The 20,986-nt window shown below is 56.7% G+C and carries 17 protein-coding genes; 10 read left to right on the top strand and 7 right to left on the bottom strand.

Annotated elements, in window-relative coordinates:
* Positions 1 to 15: 15 nt before the first annotated feature.
* From ACOOFE_RS14365 to recJ, 5 genes are all read left to right on the top strand, one after another.
* On the top strand, positions 16 to 1,242 hold the full coding sequence (locus ACOOFE_RS14365) for a GGDEF domain-containing protein (RefSeq protein ID WP_420410686.1): 1,227 nt from the start codon (positions 16 to 18) through the stop codon (positions 1,240 to 1,242).
* A gap of 230 nt (positions 1,243 to 1,472) precedes the next feature.
* Positions 1,473 to 2,690, top strand: coding sequence for an LL-diaminopimelate aminotransferase (locus ACOOFE_RS14360; protein ID WP_420410685.1), 1,218 nt, complete (start codon positions 1,473 to 1,475; stop codon positions 2,688 to 2,690).
* A 22-nt stretch (positions 2,691 to 2,712) separates the two neighbouring features.
* Positions 2,713 to 4,056, top strand: coding sequence for a homoserine dehydrogenase (locus ACOOFE_RS14355; protein WP_420410684.1), 1,344 nt, complete (start codon positions 2,713 to 2,715; stop codon positions 4,054 to 4,056).
* Between the two features lie 47 nt (positions 4,057 to 4,103).
* The gene (glpX, locus tag ACOOFE_RS14350; RefSeq protein WP_209010728.1) at positions 4,104 to 5,099 is read left to right on the top strand and encodes a class II fructose-bisphosphatase; all 996 of its coding nucleotides are present in this window, start codon (positions 4,104 to 4,106) and stop codon (positions 5,097 to 5,099) included.
* 9 nt (positions 5,100 to 5,108) lie between these two features.
* Positions 5,109 to 6,929, top strand: a complete 1,821-nt coding sequence (gene recJ, locus ACOOFE_RS14345; protein WP_420410683.1) for a single-stranded-DNA-specific exonuclease RecJ — start codon at positions 5,109 to 5,111, stop codon at positions 6,927 to 6,929.
* On the opposite strand, the gene ACOOFE_RS14340 is transcribed toward recJ, so the two are convergent.
* On the bottom strand, positions 6,926 to 7,552 hold the full coding sequence (locus ACOOFE_RS14340; RefSeq protein WP_420410682.1) for a LysE family translocator: 627 nt from the start codon (positions 7,550 to 7,552) through the stop codon (positions 6,926 to 6,928). The two genes, recJ and ACOOFE_RS14340, sit on opposite strands and share 4 nt — an antisense overlap.
* A gap of 411 nt (positions 7,553 to 7,963) precedes the next feature.
* Here ACOOFE_RS14340 and ACOOFE_RS14335 point away from each other — a divergent pair, with 411 nt between their 5' ends.
* The 3 genes from ACOOFE_RS14335 (at position 7,964) to ACOOFE_RS14325 (ending at position 11,083) form a co-directional block, all read left to right on the top strand.
* Entirely contained in the window at positions 7,964 to 8,857 is an 894-nt protein-coding gene (locus ACOOFE_RS14335) for a nitrilase-related carbon-nitrogen hydrolase (RefSeq protein WP_420410681.1), read from the top strand.
* Positions 8,858 to 8,985: 128 nt separating this feature from the next.
* On the top strand, positions 8,986 to 9,462 hold the full coding sequence (locus tag ACOOFE_RS14330) for an NUDIX hydrolase (RefSeq protein WP_420410680.1): 477 nt from the start codon (positions 8,986 to 8,988) through the stop codon (positions 9,460 to 9,462).
* A gap of 127 nt (positions 9,463 to 9,589) precedes the next feature.
* Entirely contained in the window at positions 9,590 to 11,083 is a 1,494-nt protein-coding gene (locus tag ACOOFE_RS14325; protein WP_420410679.1) for an inorganic phosphate transporter, read from the top strand.
* A 29-nt stretch (positions 11,084 to 11,112) separates the two neighbouring features.
* Here ACOOFE_RS14325 and ACOOFE_RS14320 read toward each other — a convergent pair whose 3' ends face one another.
* The 6 genes from ACOOFE_RS14320 to ACOOFE_RS14295 form a co-directional block, all read right to left on the bottom strand.
* Positions 11,113 to 11,826, bottom strand: a complete 714-nt coding sequence (locus ACOOFE_RS14320; RefSeq protein ID WP_420410678.1) for an endonuclease/exonuclease/phosphatase family protein — start codon at positions 11,824 to 11,826, stop codon at positions 11,113 to 11,115.
* Between the two features lie 66 nt (positions 11,827 to 11,892).
* Entirely contained in the window at positions 11,893 to 13,260 is a 1,368-nt protein-coding gene (locus ACOOFE_RS14315) for an HD-GYP domain-containing protein (protein WP_420410677.1), read from the bottom strand.
* 80 nt (positions 13,261 to 13,340) lie between these two features.
* Positions 13,341 to 13,916 (bottom strand): sarcosine oxidase subunit gamma, encoded by a 576-nt coding sequence (locus tag ACOOFE_RS14310; RefSeq protein WP_420410676.1) that lies wholly within the window; start codon positions 13,914 to 13,916, stop codon positions 13,341 to 13,343.
* Positions 13,909 to 16,911, bottom strand: coding sequence for a sarcosine oxidase subunit alpha family protein (locus ACOOFE_RS14305; protein WP_420410675.1), 3,003 nt, complete (start codon positions 16,909 to 16,911; stop codon positions 13,909 to 13,911). The genes ACOOFE_RS14310 and ACOOFE_RS14305 overlap by 8 nt, the downstream gene beginning before the upstream one ends.
* Complete coding sequence (locus ACOOFE_RS14300; protein WP_420410674.1) at positions 16,908 to 17,213, bottom strand: sarcosine oxidase subunit delta; 306 nt, start codon at positions 17,211 to 17,213, stop codon at positions 16,908 to 16,910. The genes ACOOFE_RS14305 and ACOOFE_RS14300 overlap by 4 nt, the downstream gene beginning before the upstream one ends.
* Positions 17,214 to 17,228: 15 nt before the next feature.
* Positions 17,229 to 18,482 carry a sarcosine oxidase subunit beta family protein gene (locus ACOOFE_RS14295; RefSeq protein ID WP_141186942.1) on the bottom strand — a complete coding sequence of 418 codons (1,254 nt, stop codon included), beginning with the start codon at positions 18,480 to 18,482 and terminating at the stop codon, positions 17,229 to 17,231.
* A gap of 398 nt (positions 18,483 to 18,880) precedes the next feature.
* Between ACOOFE_RS14295 and ACOOFE_RS14290 the strand changes: the two genes are divergently transcribed.
* Positions 18,881 to 19,993 (top strand): S-(hydroxymethyl)glutathione dehydrogenase/class III alcohol dehydrogenase, encoded by a 1,113-nt coding sequence (locus ACOOFE_RS14290; protein ID WP_141186941.1) that lies wholly within the window; start codon positions 18,881 to 18,883, stop codon positions 19,991 to 19,993.
* 162 nt (positions 19,994 to 20,155) lie between these two features.
* Positions 20,156 to 20,983 (top strand): S-formylglutathione hydrolase, encoded by an 828-nt coding sequence (gene fghA / locus ACOOFE_RS14285; protein WP_420410673.1) that lies wholly within the window; start codon positions 20,156 to 20,158, stop codon positions 20,981 to 20,983.
* Positions 20,984 to 20,986 lie beyond the last annotated feature (3 nt).

The following is a 20,986-nucleotide window of genomic DNA, read 5'->3' as shown; positions in this document are numbered from 1 at the left end:
TAGGTGGGGGCACAGATGCTTGATGCCAAGACGATCTTGTTTTCATTGGTTGTTGCGGAGCTGACCGCCAGCGCCGTGCTGTGCTTTTTGTTTTTTTTCTGGAAACACCGCGATAGTGCAGGAAATGTGTCAGTCGGCCTCTGGTCAGTGGCGTTTTTGTTAGGCGCGATCGGGACGTGTTTGCTCAGTTTGCGTGGAACGCTGCCGGATGCCATAACGCTACTCTTGGCGAATTTCCTGATCCTTTTTGGCACGGGCATACGCAGGAGCGGTGTCGCTGCTTTTTTTCAAAAACCAAAGCTGTTTTGGGTCGCCGGACTGGCTGGTGCGGTCTGGCTTGGATTGTGTCAAATCCCGGAATTCCGCCAGTCCTTGAGTTACCGCGTGAGTTACAATCAATCCGTGATGATCCTGTTCATTCTATGGACTGCGATCATCTGCTTGCGCAGCAATACTGAAAAGCTGGTGACACCGAAAATCTATGCGTTCAGTGCCGGGTTGGAAGCCTCCGCTCATGTCAGTTTAATGATTTGTCTGAGCTTAGGAGCCAGCAATGAATTTCTTGACGCCATCAAAGGCTATGTGGTGACCATCGCTTTGCTTGTCATTTTGGTGTCGATGGTCTTGTGTATGTTCACGTCGCTGTCCATGCCAATCGAAAGATCGCTTCTGCAGTTTAAAACGAAAGCTTACTTGGACAGTCTAACGGGCTTGCCAAATCGCCGAGCTATCTTCGAACATGCAGAGGCACTGAAACGGCGGCTCACAGGCGCGGACTTTTTGACCGTTATCCGCTTTGACATCGATGATTTCAAACTCATCAACGATACGTTTGGTCATGCCATGGGGGACTGCGTTTTACGGTTGTTCGGGTCAGTCTGCCGGGACACGCAGCTGGCCAATACCATTGCAGGGCGCCTGGGAGGCGATGAATTTGCTATTTTGTGTCAAGGCACAGGACCCAAACAGGCAAAGAATCTGGTTGTGCAGATAAAACAACGTTTTGCGGACGCATGTTTGAAGGCCACCAATGGGGATGCCCAAGTCAGCCTGAGTGCCGGTATCAGCTATGTGCCGATTAGGCGCGGCATTGATGAAGCCCTCGAAGTTGCGGACAAAGCGACTTATGAAGCGAAGAGCAGAGGGCGTGGGCAAACGGTTATCATTGCTTTGCCCGCGGACAAGCTCCCGGAAAAAAATGATCAACAAAACTTCATGCAATTGCATTCCGGTTTGGCCTAAGGGGAAGTTTGCCAAATTCTGTTTTTGGGATGTTTGTTGAACTGGTATAGCCGATAGCGGTTTGGTTGCGCAAAGACACCAAAATTTTGGAGCTTGGTGAAATGCACAATTAGTCGGCTTGCCTATGAAAGATGGGTGCGAAAATGAAAAAGGCCTGTTAAAAGGGCGCGCGAGACCGCCTCTCCGGCGAAATCGTGTTCCAAAATACCAAGCCGCAAGGATCCGCACCCATGGAGGAATTCCACAAAATCAAACGGCTGCCGCCGTATGTTTTTGAACAGGTCAACCGCTTGAAAGCAAAAGCGCGCGCGGCGGGTGCGGATATAATTGACCTTGGTATGGGCAACCCGGATTTGCCGACCCCCAAACACATCGTCGATAAGCTGACAGAAGTGGTGCAGGACCCCCGCAGCCATCGGTATTCCGCTTCGAAGGGTATCCAGGGGCTGCGCAAGGCTCAGGCCGCCTATTATGAGCGCCGGTTCGGAGTGAAGCTTGATCCCGATACCCAGGTAATTGCGACCCTCGGCTCCAAGGAAGGCTTTGCCAATATGGCACAAGCGATTTCTGCGCCCGGTGATGTGATTTTGAGTCCGAACCCAAGTTATCCGATCCACACCTTCGGCTTTCTGATGGCCGGGGCTTCGATCCGCAATATTCCCGCTGAACCAAACGCTGGGTTTTTTGAGGCTCTGGAAAAGGCGGTCATCCACTCCGTACCCAAGCCGATTGCGATAATCCTGTGTTATCCGGCAAATCCGACGGCCTATTGTGCGGACCTTGATTTCTATAAGGATGTTGTTGCTTTTGCGCGCAAACACAACATCTTCATCCTGTCCGATCTCGCGTATTCGGAAATCTATTTCGGCGACACGCCGCCGCCGTCCGTGCTACAAGTGCCGGGCGCTATGGATGTGACCGTTGAATTCAATTCGCTTTCCAAAACCTTTTCCATGCCGGGATGGCGCATGGGGTTTGCGGTTGGCAACGAGCGTCTCGTCGGAGCACTCGGCCGGGTGAAATCCTATCTCGATTATGGCGCGTTTACACCGATCCAGGTAGCGGCAACCGCAGCCTTGAACGGGCCTGAAGACTGCATCCGCGAAACCCGCGAGATCTACAAGAAAAGACGCGATGTGGTGGTGGAGAGTTTCGGCCGGGCCGGATGGGACATACCTGCGCCGGAAGCCAGCATGTTCTGCTGGGCTCCGATCCCGGACAAGTTCAAGTCCCTTGGCAGCCTCGAATTCTCCAAACTGCTGCTTGAACGCGCTGATGTTGCGGTTGCACCGGGTATTGGTTTTGGCGAATACGGAGACGGTTTTGTTCGCATCGGGCTGGTGGAAAACGAGCAACGCCTGCGGCAGGCTGCAAGAAATGTTCGCCGGTTCCTTGAAACTGCGGACCAAAAGCTGCACAACGTCATCCCGCTCGAGACATCTAGCTGAATAGAATTGGATTAATCCCCGAATGGCAGACGCATTGAAAATCGGCGTTGCTGGCCTTGGTACGGTCGGTGCCTCCGTGGTGCAACTTCTCAACAAACATGCAGGTCAGAACAAGCATGCAGCACAGATTGCATCAAAAACTGGCCGGGGGATTGATGTAATTGCCGTCAGTGCCCGAGACCAAACCAAGGATCGTGGCTTTGATACCAGCAGCTATGCTTGGTACACCGATCCGGTCGAAATGGCGGAAAAAGCCGATCTTGACGTGTTTGTCGAACTGATCGGCGGAGATAGCGGGACCGCGGAAGATAGTGTTCGGGCTGCGCTCAGCCGCGGCATTGATGTTGTCACCGCGAATAAGGCACTGCTTGCCAAACATGGCGTTGATCTGGCCCGCCTCGCCGAAGCGAATGGTGCTTGCCTGAATTACGAAGCGGCTGTGGCCGGCGGAATTCCCATCGTCAAGACCATGCGCGAGTCCCTGGCCGGAAACGATGTCAGCCGTGTTTACGGCATCCTCAACGGCACATGTAACTACATCCTTACCCGAATGGAGGCCGAGGGCTTGAGTTTTGAGGAGTGTTTGGCCGATGCTCAACGCCTTGGGTATGCGGAAGCCGATCCGACCTTTGATATTGAGGGCAACGATACGGCGCACAAGCTGGCCATTCTGACGAGCCTTGCCTTTGGCACGGAAATCGCCAGCGACAATATTTTCATGGAGGGGATTACCTCCATCACCACGGCGGATATTCAGGCCGCTGACGAACTCGGCTTCCGGATCAAGCTGCTGGGCGTGGCGCACCGCACCGATACTGGCATTGAACAACGCGTTCATCCGACCATGGTGCCGAAAACATCGGCGATTGCCCGGATCGATGGCGTCTTGAATGCGGTAGCCGTCGATGGCGATTATGTTGGCGAAATCGTCCTCGTGGGTCCGGGCGCCGGCGGCAATGCAACCGCCTCTTCAGTGGTTGCCGATATCACAGATATCGCCCGTGGCGACAAAACTCCCGTTTTGGGCATGCCAGCTGCTGAATTACAGCCCTATGAACGGGCCCGCATGCGTTTGCATGAAGGCGGTTATTACATCCGTTTGTCGGTTTATGACCGCCCGGGAGCCTTTGCTGAAATCGCGAGCCGCATGGGCGACGCCGGGATTTCTCTGGAGTCGATTGTCCAGAAGCGGCATCCGGCTGCGGGCACTGAAGATGACAAGACCGGCGGTGACGCACCGCAACCAGTCATTCTGATCACTTACGAAACAACCGAGATCGCCATCAAGGAAGCGCTTGATGCGATCATGTCGAAGGGTGTTGTTGCAGAACAGCCCCAGATGATCCGGATTGAAAAACTCAAATAAGTAATACGTCCCGCGGGCGTGCAGTGCGGGGAGAAGCGGAGATGTTGATGTCCAAAACCGAAACTCAGGCATCAAGTGGCCTGGACCGTATCCTGACTTTGGAACTGGCCCGTGTCAGCGAGCGGGCAGCGGTATCTGCAGCGCGTCTGCGCGGTCACGGCGATGAAATGGCCGCAGATCAGGCAGCGGTTGACGCGATGCGCCGGGAGCTGAACAGGTTGCCGATCGACGGAACGGTGGTGATCGGTGAAGGTGAGCGTGACGAAGCTCCGATGCTCTACATCGGCGAAAACGTTGGTACCAAACAGGGCCCGAAAGTCGACATTGCGCTCGACCCGCTGGAAGGCACCACCATCTGCGCCAAAAACCTGCCGAACTCCTTGGCTGTCATTGCTTTGGCACCGGAAGGAGATCTTCTGAACGCGCCAGACAGCTACATGGATAAGATCGCCATTGGGCCGGGTTTTTCCGAAGGCTTGATTGATCTGGATGCGCCGATTGCCGACAACCTGGCTGCCGTTGCCAAAGAAAAGGGCGTGAAGATCGCTGAAGTCACCGCCTGTGTTCTTGATCGTCCGCGCCATGCACGTCTGATTGAAGAAATCCGGGCAACCGGTGCTGCGATCCGGCTGATCGGCGATGGCGATGTTGCCGGCGTCATTCATACGACAGACCCGGATGAGACCGGCATCGACCTTTATGCCGGTATCGGCGGCGCTCCGGAAGGTGTTCTGGCAGCTGCGGCTCTGCGTTGCATCGGCGGTCAGATGCAGTCGCGTCTGGTGATTACCCGCGATGAGCAGGTTGAGCGTGCGCACCGCATGGGCATTGACGACATCAAACGCAAGTTCACCCTGGAAGAAATGGCTGGCCCGGACGTTCTGTTCGCAGCGACCGGCGTCACTGACGGCAACATGCTGCAGGGGGTCCGCTTCGGCCGGAACCAGATCACGACCCATACGGTTGTTATGCGTTCGTCCACCGGGACTGTCCGCTATATCAAAGCCCAGCACACGCAGCTGGACAAATTTCACCTGGATTAAGCGAAGTAGATGCGCACAGGGTTTGGCGAAGAAGAAAAGGGGCGCCTCGTACTCGGGGTTGCCCGGTCCGCCAATGACAACGCCTGGCGCGAACGCCTGAGTGCGGGCGAAGCCCGCGCGGCAATGGCGATCTCCCAGCACCACGGGCTGCCGGATGTGCTCGCCCGGGTCATGGCCGCCCGTGGGGTGGCCGCGGAAGAAGCTGAAGCCTTCCTCGATCCATCGATAAAAACCTTGATGCCGGATCCCAGCAGTCTGGTTGATATGGATGCGGCCGTCGCCCGCGTGGCAGACGCCGTCCAAGCTGGCAAGAAGATTGCCATTTTCGGTGATTATGACGTTGACGGAGCGACATCTTCCGCCGTTTTAGTCAAATATCTGCAATGGCTTGGACTCGATCCGGTGATCCACATTCCGGACCGGATTATCGAAGGCTATGGGCCGAACGGCCCAGCAATCGAAAGCCTTCATGCCGGCGGCGCTGAATTGCTGATCACGCTGGATTGCGGCAGCACATCCTTCGAAGCCTTTGAAACGGCGCAAAAACTCAATCTTGATGTGGTGGTGATCGATCATCACCAGGTCGGTGAAACGCTTCCCGATGTCCGGGCATTGGTCAATCCCAACCGGCAGGACGATTTGTCGGGGCAGGGGCATCTGGCCGCTGTCGGTGTCACTTTCCTGTTCTTGGTTGGTTTGAACCGGGAATTGCGTCAGCGCGGATTATTCGATGGAAAACAGCCGCCGGACCTGATGGCGCTTCTGGATTTGGTGGCGCTTGGGACTGTCTGTGATGTGGTGCCGCTTCAGGGGCTCAACCGGGCCTATGTGACGCGCGGCCTTGCGGTCATGCATCAGCGCCGGAATTTTGGCCTGACGGCCCTGGCGGATGCTGCCCGGGTCAGCGGCAAACCGGCCCCATATCATCTGGGGTTTTTGATCGGTCCGCGGATCAATGCAGGCGGCCGAATTGGAGACGCGGCCTTGGGCGCGCGCCTCCTGACGACTGCGGATCAACACGAAGCGCGCGCGATCGCCGAACGGCTGGATCAGCTCAATTCCGAACGCCAAGCAAAGGAAGCTGTGATGTTGGAGCAAGCCGGGGCCGAAGCGGCCATGGCCATAGACCAGCGCGATCCAGCGGTTCTGCTAACTGGTTCCAACGATTGGCATCCGGGCATTGTCGGATTGATCGCCTCGCGGCTGAAAGAAGCGCACCGGCGCCCGGCCTTCGCCATCGCCTATGATCAAACCGGCAAAGGAACCGGCTCTGGCCGGTCGATCAACGGTGTTGACCTGGGCAAAGCGGTCCGGCAGGCCGTTGAGGACGGGCTTTTAGAGAAGGGCGGCGGCCACGCCATGGCTGCAGGACTGACCGTTCGTCAGGATAAGGCCGCAGACCTCGAGGCCTTTTTCAATGATGTTCTGAAAGACGATGTGGAGGCTGCGACCGCCCACCGGGAGCTGAAGATCGACGCGGCCCTTACGGCAACCGGGGCAACTCTGGATCTGATGGATCTGTTGGAAAAGGCGGGGCCTTATGGCGCAGGCCATTCCGAACCGGTGTTTGCGTTTCCAGCGCATCGGGTGTCCTTCGCCGATGTGGTCGGCAAAGGTCATGTCCGGGCAACCCTTGCCGCTGGGGATGGGACTGCGCTCAAGGGTATCTGCTTTAAGGCCGAGGACAAGCCGCACGGGCAAATGCTTCTGGAAGGCCGCGGAAGGAACCTTCACGTGGCAGGATCTCTTTCCATCGACACGTGGCAAGGCACGCCAAAGGTTCAACTACGCATTCTGGATGTCGCCGACCCACAGAAGGTTCGAGTTTAACGCTCCTGCAAAGCCAGCCGGACACCAAGAGTACAGAAGATCGTACCGACGACTTTACCCTGCCATTTCAAGATTGCAGGATTGCGCCGAACCAAGCCGCCTAACGTTCCCGCACCAAACGCATAAACAAGGGTGCTCAAAAGGCCTAAGGCGACAAACACCAGTCCAAGAATTGTGAGTTGTATCAGGACAAAGCCATTTTCCGGCTGAACGAATTGCGGCAGAAACGCCAAGAAGAACAAGGCCGTCTTCGGATTGAGAAGCTCGGAATACAAAGCCTGGCGAAAAGCAGCAGATGTGCTCACGGTCATTACATCGCCCTCAAAGGACGATGCAGATTTGGACGTTATCGCCTTGATGCCGAGGTAAATCAGGTAGGCAGCACCAAGATACTTAATGATCGAAAACAACAGTGCGGACGCTGCGATAATCGCGGAAAGGCCAAAAACCGCGAGCAGTGTGTGAACGATATCACCAGCGGCAATACCTGCGCCTGTTGCGATCCCGACTTTGGACCCCGAAGTGGTGGCCCCTGCGATTGTCAAAAGCGTTGCAGGTCCAGGGATAAACACAAAGCCCAGCACGATAAGGCTGTAAGTCACCAGTGTCGTCGCGTCGATCATTGTCGCCTCGTAGATGGTTGCAAGACTTCAGATCAGCACACGGTAAGTGCATCAGCAAGACCAAAATTGCTAAGCGCATTAACCCGTCCCTAACACCCTTGCCGTAGCGTCCGGATTACGAAGGAATCGTGAGGGTTTAGTATGCGTACTCAGAATGAGCTATCGCCCTATTTTCAAGAGATTGACCTGCGTACCGGACGAGCTCTGAAAGGAATTCGTGAAGTGCGGAGATCCGCCAAGTTGCGTGCGCTTCCCGCTGAACCCAAGCCGATTTTTATCAACACCGGCTTCCTGGTTCTCTTGACGTTTTTCATTGCCCTTTTCGTTAGCTGACCAGTACCTGCCGATTCTGGCTTGAACCAACCGGCAACATGCCGTTATCTCAGCCGCTCAATTTCTAGGAAGGGCGGCATGAACAACTATCCGATCGCACTTTGGTCGTTTAATCTCAGCCGGGCGCCAGGCTCGGCCGCGGCGCTGGCCGCAATGATTGAAGACGGCCTTCAGAAGGCTGCAGACGGCGGTGCGAAACTGCTGGTCCTTCCCGAGTATGTTTCTGAAACCTGTCTCGCGTTTAAGCCAAAGGGTTTGCCCCCGAGCGAAGAAACAGGCTTTATGGCCGATGCGGGCGCAGAGCTCTTTCCGCTGCTCAAAAATTTGCCTGAACGCTATGGCGTCTCTCTTCTTGCTGGTTCCTGGCCGGTGAAGACCTCTGCCGGTATCACCAATACAGCCGTTCTTCTGGCGGCAGATGGCCGGGAAATCCGGCAGGACAAGCTCAGTTTGACACCCTTCGAACAAGACACAGAGACTTGGAACCTGACACCGGGCACCGAACTCCAGGTGTTTGAGCTCGACGGCTTAAAGGTGGCAATCCTGATCTGCCTTGATATTGAAATGCCGGCATTGAGTTGTCTATTGGCACAAGAGAAGGTCGATCTCCTCCTTGTGCCGTCCATGACTGAAAAGCTGTCCGGCTATCACCGGGTTTATGGCTGCGCCAAGGCACGGGCGGTGGAACTGATGTGCGCTGTTGCGGTGTGCGGCGTGGTCGGCCGGGCCGAAGGCACAACGCAGAACGAAACCAATGTTTCAGGCGCCGCTCTTTATCTGCCATGCGAAGAGGATTTGGGGTTCACCGGAATTGGAGCTGAAATTGCGCCAACAGGTGGTGAAGCGGATGACGAGCCGTTTTTACTTGCCACTGTCCCGGTGGCCGCGATTCGGGATTTGCGCCAGGGAGCCGCCGAAGTTTGGCCTGGAGCCTGGAGGGCCGACCATGTTTCGTTAAAGAACAACTCTTAGTGATAACTAGGTAATTTCGAAATTTACGCACAAAGTGCACTTTTTCTGGACATATTTGAACAATAGGTATATGCCTTCCAATCTCGATGTTCAGTTGAAAACAATCAACGTTCAAATGAAAGTGCTCTATGAGTTTCGCGCCCACATCATTGTATGAGCGGTCTAGCTGGCTGCAGAGTTTTCAAGCGATGTTCCGCAGGCCTGCGCGTCTGCAAATCGCAGCGCTTTGCGTGCGGGAAAATGATGGTGGCCGCGAAGTTCTAATGGTGACGTCCAAATCGAGCCGCCGATGGATCTTGCCGAAAGGCTGGCCGATTATGTCGCGCAAACCGCACCGGACGGCTGCAATTGAGGCTTATGAAGAAGCTGGTGTTGTCGGCAAGGCCCGCAAAAAACCATTTGCATCCTTCAAATCCTATAAAGGAGCGGACGCCGGTCTTCGCCTTAAAACGGACGTTCTGGTCTACCGGGTCGATGTCGACGAGATGGTGCGGAATTATCCGGAAAAGGGCAAACGGACTGTCACTTGGGTTCCGGTCGAAAAGGCTATCAAAATGGCTGATGAACCGGGCCTTGCAAAGGTTTTAAGGCGCTTAATTAAATAAGCTGGCAAATTAGTTGGCGAGATCCACTGCCGGTCGGTTGACCTTTTGTGAAGATCGGGTAATGCAGGCGCCGTAATTGGCGCCCGCTGTGTCACGCGTTCGAAACGTCCCGGATTCGCAAGAAAAAATGCAAGATCTCAAAAAGCCGACCATCGACAAAGACCTCGATAAATTCAGCTATATGGAAGAGGCAGCGGGCACACTGTCACGGCGGTTGATCGCGCCGGGTGTTGCGCTGGTCTTTATCGTGCTTTGTGCCCTGGGCGCTGCAGCGACGATGGCCGATGCTCCGGGTGGGGTTTTGATTGTCGCAGCGGCTGCGATCGGCGCTTATATGGCGCTGAACATCGGCGCAAACGATGTCGCCAACAACGTAGGCCCAGCGGTCGGCTCCCGCGCAATGACCTTGGTAACTGCCTTGATCATCGCGGCTGTCTTTGAAAGTGCCGGCGCGCTGATTGCCGGCGGCGATGTTGTCGGCACGATCTCAAAAGGTATCATTGATCCGAACTCGGTTTCGGATCCGTCGGTATTCATGGCCGCCATGATGGCAGCGCTTGTGTCATCGGCGCTTTGGATCAATCTTGCCACCTGGATTGGCGCGCCGGTTTCAACAACGCACTCCATCGTCGGTGGGGTTATGGGCGCAGGGATTGCAGCCGCTGGTTTCAGCGCGGTTGATTGGGGCACAATGAGCAGCATTGCTGCGAGCTGGGTGATTTCCCCCTTTCTCGGCGGTGTCATTGCGGCTTGTTTCCTGGCCTTCATCAAGACCTTCATCATCTATACCGATGACAAGATTGCTTCCGCGCGCCGCTGGGTACCGGTTTTGATCGGCGTCATGGCTGCTGCATTTGGCGCTTATCTGGCACTCAAAGGCCTGAAGAAGATCATCAAGATCGATATGCCGACAGCGCTGCTGATCGGAGCAGCGGTTGGGGTTGCTGCCTGGGCAATTGTGCATCCGATTATCCGGCGCCAGTCTGAAGGTTTGGAGAACCGCAATCAGTCGCTGCGGATCCTGTTTTCTATTCCGCTGGTGTTTTCAGCCGCATTGCTGTCCTTCGCGCATGGCGCCAATGATGTGGCCAACGCTGTTGGCCCGCTGGCTGCCATTGTACACACTGCTGAATCCGGTGCGGTCGCTACTAAGGTAAGCATTCCGTTGTGGGTGATGGCCGTTGGAGCGTTTGGCATTTCCTTTGGGCTATTGCTGTTCGGTCCGAAGCTGATCAATATGGTCGGCCAGCAGATCACCAAACTGAATCCGATGCGCGCCTATTGTGTATCCCTGTCGGCGGCCATCACGGTGATCATCGCCTCCGGTCTCGGGCTCCCGGTGAGCTCGACCCATATTGCTGTTGGCGCAGTGTTTGGGGTTGGGTTTTTCCGTGAACGCTACACCGAACGCTCCAAGCGGCGCCTGGAATACGTCAACAAACACCAACCGAGCGGCCAGAAGAAGGTGCGTCCGATCCGCAATCGTGAGGAACAGGCCCGCCGACGTCTGGTTCGCCGCGCGCACTTCATGACGATTGTCGCCGCCTGGGTGATCACAGTTCCAGCTGCTGCCATCTTGTCCGGCGGGCTTTACTTCGTGATGGTGAACCTGATCAAGTAAGCGCGGCCTGCGGAATCAGCTTTAGATTGTCAAGCCAGGTGCCCAAAGGGCTCCAGGTGCAACTCTGCCCAGACGGGTAAATGATCTGAAGCGACGCGCGCGGTTTTGGATTTGTGGACGCCAGCTTTCTGGACCGTGAATTCCGGGCTCGTAACAATCCGGTCCAGACTGCCGACGGGCAGAGGGCTTGGAAAACTGCGTCCCGGTGTCGTGACCTCGTAATGCTGTTCAAACAGGCGAATACTGCCCGCAGAATCGCGCCATTCATTGAGGTCACCTATCAATACAGTCGGCAGGTAGGTCAGGTCCTCGTGGAGCTGGTGCATCAGTGATGAGATTTGTTTTTTGCGGAAATGGCCAACCAAGCTCAAGTGCATGGCCGCGACGCGGATCTTCTGATCTTCAACTTTAAGATCCACTGCCACCGCGCCACGCGGCTCGAGTTTGGGCAGTTCAATCCGCCTGTAGTCCAAGATTTCGATCCCGTTTCGCACCAGGATCGCATTGCCGTGCCAGCCGAGACTGTGTTCGCCGATCGCAAAGGGTACGGGCCGGTAATCGGTTTCGGCAAGGATCGTGTCGCGGTCAAGTGTGCTCTTGCGCGGGCCGAACCGTTTGTCGGCTTCCTGCAGCGCTATGACATCGCAACCCAGCTCACAGATAACTTTCAGCGTCCGGTCTGGCCGGCGGCGGGCATCGACCCCGATGGATTTTTGGATATTGTAGGAACCAATTTTGAGCATGGGGCGTTGAGTATTACCAAATAGGCACAGGATCAGTCGGAGATAGACGCGCAGAAGGTGGCGATATTATGCGGCCCGGCCTTTTTCCGGATCCATGCGCTGCGTAGCACGTTTTAAGGCTTCAAAACACATCGGGTCGAGTGCGCTGCCAGTATCGCTTTCGATTATGCCGAGAGCTTGGGAAAAAGGCATAGATCCGCGATAGGGCCGTTCTGCAGTCAGGGCATCGAAAATATCTGCAACTGTTACGATCCTCGTTTCCATGGATATTCGGCCGGCGGTCAATCCGTCAGGATATCCGTGTCCGTCCAGCTTTTCGTGGTGACCCCGACCGATAGAGGCGAGGTCTTTAAAGGCGCCGATGCGTGACAGGATTTCATCCGAATAGACCGGATGCATCCGCATCGCATCCCATTCGGCATTGTCCAGTTTACCGGGCTTGTCGAGAATAGAGTTGCTGACCCCGAGCTTGCCAATATCGTAAAGGAGCGCGGCCCGTTTCAGGAGTTGCCGGTCGCGGTCACTGTACCCAAGTTCTTCCGCAATCATATCGCTATAGAGCATGACCCGTTCGCTATGGCCGGCCGTGTATGGGCTTTTTGAATCGATGACCTGAGCGAAGCCATGCGCGATATCGTCGAATTGTTTCTCGTCGGCAAACCGCGTGTTTTGAGCTGGTTCAAGCCCGTAGACCACAGTTTCAAGCGTATCTGACTGGAGTTCCTCCCAAAATCCAGGTTCCCGGGCTGCGGTTTCGGCTGCTGCGACGAGATCGGGATCGAACCAAGTGCCACTTCGGCTTTTTAGCTCGTGTATGGCCCCGGTTTTTCCAGAGTTGACCTGAAAGACATCCAGAACCTGGGCCATAAGAGCGATTTGTGAAAACAGCGGAATGTCCCGCTCTTTCAGCTTATGTGGCCGTCCATTGCCGTTCCAGTGTTCATCCAGGCTATAGATCCCATCCACAACATCAATGGAAAAATGCATTTGCCTGGCAATGTCAGCACCGCGCTGGCAGCGGGTTTCAATCAGCTCCTTGGCGATGTCGCCGCCATTTTGAAGGATATTCACGATCGCCCGGACCCGCTCGGCGAACCCGTGTTTGAGACCCGTTTGAGACAAGACGAACCGCAGTGCAGCGGGCAGACTGTCACTGATTGTCTTGAAACCGTGTTTGAAGGTGTGATCATCCGTGAGATAGAGTTCGCAGATACGGGCTGCGTTGCTGGAACACCCGAGATCCTTCAGGAGGAGCGTGTAGTAGAGGTCGCTCAGTTGCGTGTCGGGCAGGCCTACCTGGCGGCCGATTTTGGTGCCGATCCAGCAACATCTCACACAATGCCCGCGCGGCTGGCCTTCCGTAATGTCGAGGGCATGGCTAAGCGCGCCGAGCAGTTCTGCCAGTCTCAACTGTTGTGATGCATTGCTGGTCAACGGAAACGACCCTCGCGATGTGGTTTCCGCAAGGGTCGTTGAAGTTCGTTAAAATGATGTTGTCCCGGTTGGGGAGCTGATCAAGCTGCGGCCAGTTCCTGAGCGCTGTCGACCAGAATGCCGGCAACATAGTCCATGAACGACACCCAAGCCTCGACCACGAATGTGTCCTCGCCGGTTCGCCAGATCATCACTGGGGACTTGTGGAAGACAGTGCGTGTCACCGTGCCGACCGGAAACTCTTCCAGCGAGAAGTCAATGAAGATCCCGGTGTTGAGAAGCCAAGCAGCCTTTTCGCCGGAGACGATCAGCGCTTCAGACCGATGCGAAATATCGACCAACGAATGCGGCTGACCGGTCAGTTTGTCTTCGATTACGGCAAACACCGCATCCAACTCGTCTTCAGGCGCCAAAAGGGTCCATTCGTCCGGTCCCATCCAGAGTGCGGCGCGCTTCTCGCCAGTCTCATTGCCAAGTGGCGTCACCGGCAATTTGGCGCCGAAGGCGTCACCGGCCGCCGCAATCGCAGCTTCGCGAACCCGCAAGGAAAGGCGGGTCATTGGGGCCGCTTTCAAAATCGACACATCGGCTAGGCTCAGGAGCGGGCTTTCGCCCGCATCCGGCGTGATCACGTCATTTGCCAGAAGATCAGACATTGAGCCGCGCTCCTTCCTTGTCAAAGAATATCGGGCTGGTCACTTCCACCTCGATACTGCCCTCCGGCATCGGCACATAGAGGGATTTGCCTTCCAGTGCATGACCGTTCTTCACGATGGCCAGAGCGATGGTGCGGCCCATGGCTGGGCTGTAATAGGACGAGGTGACATGACCTTCGGCCGGAGTGCCTGTCGCCGGGTTCTGGGCAACCGTGATTTGAGCACCTTCTTCCAGCTTCACCTTCGGGTCCTTGGTCAAAAGGCCGACGAATTGTTTGCGGTTTTCCGCAACCAGATCCGGACGCTCCAGGCCACGCTTACCAACGAAGTCGAGCTTTTTCTTGCCGATTGCCCAGCTCATGCCGGCATCTTGTGGGGTAACAGTCCCATCGGTGTCCTGACCGACGATGATATAGCCCTTTTCAGCGCGAAGAACGTGCATGGTCTCCGTGCCATAGGCCGTGCCGTTGTGCTTCTCGATTTCACCGGCGAGTGTTTCCCACATCATCTTGCCGTGGCGGCGCGAGACGTTGATCTCAAAACCGAGTTCGCCGGTAAAGGAAATCCGGAACAGGCGGCACGGCACACCGCAGAACGTACCTTCCTTGACGCTCATGTGCGGGAAAGCTTCTGCGGAAAGATCAATGCCTTCAATGAAGGGAGCAATGACGTCGCGCGCTTTTGGCCCCTGAACCGCAGCCACCGCATATTGTTCGGTGGTCGAGGTGATCCAGACATCGAGATCCGGCCATTCGGTCTGCAGATAGTCTTCCATCGTGGCAAAGACGCTCGGCGCACCGCCGGTCGTGGTTGTCACATGGAAGCGGTCATCTGCAAGACGGCCGACGACACCATCGTCGACGATGAAACCGGCATCATTGAGCAGGAGACCGTAGCGGCAGCGCCCAGGAGCGAGTTTCTTCCACGGGTTGGTGTACATCCGCTCCAGGAATTCAGCTGCATCCGGTCCAACCACCTCAATCTTGCCGAGCGTAGAGGCATCGAACAGGCCGACGCTTTCACGAACCGTTGCACATTCCCGGGCAACGGCGGTGTGCATGTCTTCGCCGTTTTTCGGGAAGTACCAGGTCCGTTTCCATTGGCCGACATCTTCATAAACGCCGCCGTTGGCCACTACCCAGTCGTGGGACGGAGTTTTGCGCACGGGATCAAAGTGATCGCCGCGGGCAACGCCAGCAAACAGGCCGAAGGTTGTCGGCGTGTATGGCAGACGGAAGGTCGTCAGGCCAACGTCCACAATCGGCTTTTCCAAGGCGCTGGAGGCGATGGAAAGCGCGTTCATGTTGGACAGGCGCCCCTGATCCGTTGCCATGCCGGTGGTCGTGTAGCGTTTGATGTGCTCGATCGACTGCATGCCTTCGCGGGCCGCCAGTTTGATGTCCTTCGCGGTCACGTCGTTCTGATAGTCGACAAAGGCTTTGGAGCGAGCCGCGTTGCGGTCATGGGGCAGGGCGCCAAGAACCGCGCCGTGGCCAGCTTCACCGCCGGAGGCCGCCGCATAGGTGATCTTGGCCGTCTTGCCGGTCGCCGCTTTGGCGGCTTCCTCACCGGCGGCATAACCGTCTTCCAAGGTGGCCTGCAGACCGTAAAGGCCCTTGGCAGCCCCGGCGGAACGTTCGTTCTGAACGGATTTGCCAGGAACATAGGCACCGACCGGCTCGTCCCAAACGACCTTGCCGCGGGATTGGGAATAGAGGCTTACGGTCGGAGTCCAACCGCCGGACATCAGGATTGCATCACAGCCGATTTGTCCGCTGGACGCGACCTGGCCAGACGGCATGATGCGGCCCAGCAGAGCAGATTTGACCCGCTTGCGGCCGAGCGTGCCGGTGACAACGCTGCCGACGTCGACGCGGATGCCGCGAGCCTTGGCGATTGCCATCAGGCTTTCCGGCGGCGCTTCCCGAAGGTCGACAATGGCAACGACTTCTACGCCGTGATCTGCGAGGTCGAACGCAGCCTGCCAGGCAGTGTCACAAGCGGTGGTGACCAGCACCTTGTGGCCGACCTTGACGCCATAGCGGTTGAGATACGTTCTGCCGGCATCCGCCAGCAAAATGCCCGGGCGGTCGTTTTCCGGGAAAATCATCGGCCGTTCGATCGCACCGGAAGCAATGACAACTTCCTTAGCCCGCACTTGCCACAGGCGCTCGCGCGGAAGCTTTGGATCCGGATCGCTGAGATGTTCGGTCACGCGTTCGGCGAGCGCGATGTAATTGTGTGCGAAATAGCCGAAGGCGGTTGTGCGTGATAGCAGCGTGACATTGTCCATGCCCTGCAATTTCACGATTGTATCCCGCGCCCAATCAGCCGGTGTTTTGCCGTCAATGGTGGCGTTTTCTTCGCTCAAAAGTGAGCCGCCGAATTCGGCTTGTTCGTCGCACAGGATGACCTTTGCGCCGGTTTCGGCTGCAGCAAGCGCGGCTGCAAGACCTGCGGGGCCGGAGCCTGCGACCAGCACATCACAATGGGCGTAGATATTGCCGTAGCTGTCATGATCCGGGTTTTTCGGCGGATTGCCGAGACCAGCCGCAGCGCGGATGACCGGTTCATAAACCCGGTCCCAGAACGCCTTCGGCCACATGAACGTCTTGTAGTAGAACCCGGCCGGGAACAGCGGCGCCATGAAATCATTGACCGCGCCGACATCGAAGCCGAGCGACGGGAAGCGGTTCTGAGAAACAGCCTCCAGGCCTTGGTAGACCTCGACTTGAGTGGCACGCAAGTTCGGCGTCTGGTCGCCCTTGCGGTAAACGCCGACCAGCGCGTTCGGCTCTTCAGACCCGGCGGTGATGATGCCGCGCGGGCGGTGGTATTTGAACGACCGACCGACCAGGTGAACACCGTTTGCCAGCAAAGCTGAGGCAAGCGTGTCGCCTTTATGGCCCTGCATTTCCTCACCATCGAAGGTGAAGGTCAGCTGTGCGCCGCGGTCGATGCGGCCGCCTTTTTCTGTACGGAATGGCTGGCTCATTTGCCGGCCTCCTTGGCCAATGCTTCAAGATCCGGGCAGGGTTCGCCGGCCTTGTAAAACGTCAGGAATTTGTCGCTCACGGTGTCACGCACGGCGTTGAAGAACCGTCCGCAGCCGTGGATGTGGCGCCAGCGCTCGGCATAAACACCTTTGGTGTTGTCGCGCATGTAAAGGTACTCAACCCACTCTTCGTCTGTGACTTCAGATGGATTGGCCGGGCGGGCGATATGGGCCTGGCCGCGGCAGGAAAACTCAGTTTCCGGACGCTCGACCTTGCAGTAAGGGCAGTAAACCAACAGCATGTCTGAATTCTCCCCCTAGTGCGCAACAGCAGCTGCGGCTGCTTCGTCGATCAGGCGGCCGGTTTTGAACCGGTCGATGGTGAAGGGTGCATTGATCGGATGCGGCTCGTCTTTAGCGATGGTGTGCGCAAAGACGTGGCCTGATCCCGGTGTTGCCTTGAAACCGCCGGTGCCCCAGCCGCAGTTGACATAGAGGCCTTGAACCGGGGTCTTGGACAGGATCGGTGAGCGGTCCGGGGTCACATCCACGATGCCGCCCCAGTTGCGGAGCATGCGCATGCGGCGGAAATGCGGGAACAGTTCGCAGATCGCGTCGATGGTGTGGTTGGTGATGTGAATGCCACCGGTCTGGCTGTAGGAAATGAACTGGTCGGTGCCCGCACCGATCACCAGTTCGCCCTTGTCAGACTGGGAAATATAGGCGTGGATCGTGTTGGACATGACCACACACGGGAAAGCGGGTTTGACCGGTTCGGAAACCAGCGCCTGCAACGGGAAGCTTTCCAGCGGCACTCGGACACCGGCCATATCCATGACCGTTGACGTGTGGCCGGCGGCAACAACACCAACCTTTTTGGCCTTGATGAAACCCTTGGCTGTCTCAACGCCTTCGACCGCGCCATCGGCACCTCGTTTGATGCCGGTGACCGCACAATTCTGGATGATGTCGACGCCCATTGCGTCTGCGCCGCGGGCATAACCCCAGGCAACCGCATCGTGACGCGCGGTGCCGCCGACGCGCTGGAGAGCTGCACCCATCACCGGATAGCGGATATCCTTGGAGATGTTGAGCGGCGGGCAGTATTCCTTGGCTTGTTCCGGTGTCAGCCATTCATTCTGGACACCGGCAAGCCGGTTGGCATGAATGTGACGCTGTGCGACCTGAACATCATGAACCGTGTGGGCCAGCATCATCACACCGCGGGCGGAATACATGACGTTGTAGTTTAGGTCCTGCGAGAGACCGTCCCACAAATTGATCGCGTGGTTATAAAGCGCCGCGCTTTCTTCCCAGAGGTAGTTGGAGCGCACGATGGTCGTGTTCCGGCCGGTGTTGCCGCCGCCAAGCCAGCCTTTTTCCAAAACCGCGACGTTGCGGACGCCGTGCTCCTTGGCAAGGTAATACGCCGTGGCAAGGCCATGGCCGCCGGCGCCGATGATCACGACGTCGTATTCAGCTTTCGGTTCCGGTGCGCGCCATTGGCGGCCCCAGTTCTGGTGCGCGGAAAAGGCGTTTTTCGCCAGTTCCAGGAAGGAATATCGCTTCATAAAGAGCGGCTCCGCACGTTTTGGACCGTGGCCGTCTTTCAATTGGAAAACGGCCGCGGTCCGGTCCTAAACTTCAAGTCTAAAAGAGCAAGCCAAATCACACGGGGATCGAACTTGTCCGTTGGGGCGCATCTTCGCGATTGCGCTCCCTTCTGCATATCAGGTTTCGGTCGCTTGTTGGTCTGAATGCGACATAATTCATTTCCATGTTTTGCTGGGCCTGAACGAGATATCCAAATCGGCGGAATACAGCGAAATTGACCCAATATTTTGGCGAGCCAACAATGTCCGAAACTTGTTGAGTTGCGCAAATCCGACAGCGGATGTCGCCCCGGTTCTTGCAATTGAGGCTGGTGAGGGTAACTCTTTGGAGAAACATCAAAATGGGAGATCCTCCAATGCAAGTTCGCGCAGCAGTGGCGGTGGGCGCCGGCAAGCCCCTCGAAGTCACCACCGTCAATCTGGAAGGCCCGCGGGCATTCGAGGTTCTGGTAGAGGTCAAAGCCACCGGCATTTGCCACACGGATGAATTCACGCTTTCGGGCGCAGATCCTGAAGGGCTTTTCCCAGCAATTCTCGGTCACGAGGGGGCCGGTGTTGTTGTCGAAGTCGGTAAGGGCGTGACCACCTTGAAGCCGGGTGATCACGTGATCCCGCTTTATACGCCGGAGTGCCGGACGTGCGAATACTGTCTGAACCCAAAAACCAACCTTTGTCAGGCAATTCGGTCTACACAGGGCCAGGGCCTGATGCCGGACGGCTCGTCCCGCTTTACTACTCTCGATGGGGACCCGATCCTGCACTATATGGGCACCTCAACCTTCGCCAACTACACCGTGGTGCCGGAAATCGCTCTGGCGAAAATCAATCCGGACGCCCCGTTCGACAAGGTTTGCTACATCGGCTGCGGTGTAACCACCGGCATTGGCGCGGTGATCAACACGGCCAAGGTCGAGATTGGGTCGCGCGCGATTGTTTTTGGTCTCGGCGGCATCGGACTCAACGTCATTCAGGGCCTTCGTCTTGCCGGGGCTGATCAGATCGTCGGTGTCGATCTCAATCCGGCCAAGAAGGAAATGGCGGAGCGCTTCGGAATGACCGATTTCGTCAATCCGTCCGAGGTGGAGGAAGACCTGGTTCCGTATCTGGTGAACCTCACCAAGGGAGGTGCGGATTACACCTTCGATGCAACCGGCAACGTCAATGTCATGCGCACTGCGCTGGAATCGGCCCACAAGGGCTGGGGCGAGTCGATCATCATCGGTGTGGCGCCTGCCGGTGCTGAAATCGCCACCCGGCCGTTCCAGCTGGTCACAGGCCGGTCCTGGCGTGGAACAGCCTTTGGCGGGGCCCGTGGGCGGACGGATGTACCAAAAATCGTTGACTGGTACATGGACGGTAAAATCGAGATCGATCCGATGATCACCCACACCATGCCGCTGGAAGACATCAACAAGGGCTTTGACCTGATGCATGCCGGCGAGTCAATCCGCTCGGTCGTGCTTTACTGAGGTAACTGATTGAATTCAGAGCCTTTCCAACAACGTCATTGCCGGGCTTGATCCGGCAATCCATTCCGTTTTCGATCCGCACACGCATATCGCTGTGGTTCATGAAGCGGCATGGATCCCATGGTCAAGCCATGGGATGACGGTGGCGATACTGGAGTTTCCATGAAAACCCTTTCTGAAAACAAATGCTTCGGCGGTGTGCAGGGCGTTTACAGCCACGAAAGCACGGCGACCGGCGGCGAAATGACCTTTGCGGTCTATCTGCCGCCGCAAGCAAAAAAAGGCCCGGTACCCTGCCTCTGGTACTTATCCGGCCTGACTTGCACTCATGAAAACGCCATGACCAAGGCCGGGCTACAGGCCCATGCCGCCGAATTTGGGCTGGCCCTTGTTTTCCCGGATACCAGTCCGCGTGGCGACGGTGTTGCCAATGATGAGGCCTACGATCTGGGGCAGGGTGCTGGCTTTTACGTTAATGCAACAGAGGCGCCCTGGGCGCCGCACTTTCAGATGGAAACTTACATTGCCGGCGAGTTGCGCGATCTGATCCAGGAGAAATTCCCGGTCTCAATCCATCACGGCATTACCGGGCACTCAATGGGCGGTCATGGCGCCATGACCTTGGCGATGAAATACCCCGGGCATTATCAGTCGCTCTCGGCGTTTTCCCCGATTGCAAATCCGAGCCAATCCGATTGGGGCCGCAAACAGCTTGGCGCCTATCTCGGCAGCGACGAAAGCCTATGGGCTGCGCACGATACGGTGTGCCTCTTGAAGACCAAAGGTTGGGTGCACGACATCTTGGTCGACCAGGGAGCTGACGATCAGTTTTATGATCTTCTCAAGCCCGAAGCTCTGGCCGCGGCATTGTCGGAGACAAAAACGGCCAACAGCTTCCGCCTTCACGCAGGATACGATCATTCCTACTACTTCGTCTCGACCTTTGCCCGCGATCATGTCGCTTGGCACGCGGAGCGCTTAAAAGGCTGATAC

The organism is Roseibium sp., assembly GCF_965216085.1.
Lineage (GTDB): Bacteria > Pseudomonadota > Alphaproteobacteria > Rhizobiales > Stappiaceae > Roseibium.
The sequence above is the reverse complement of the archived record's forward strand: the minus strand, read 5'-3'. Positions and strand labels throughout refer to the sequence as shown.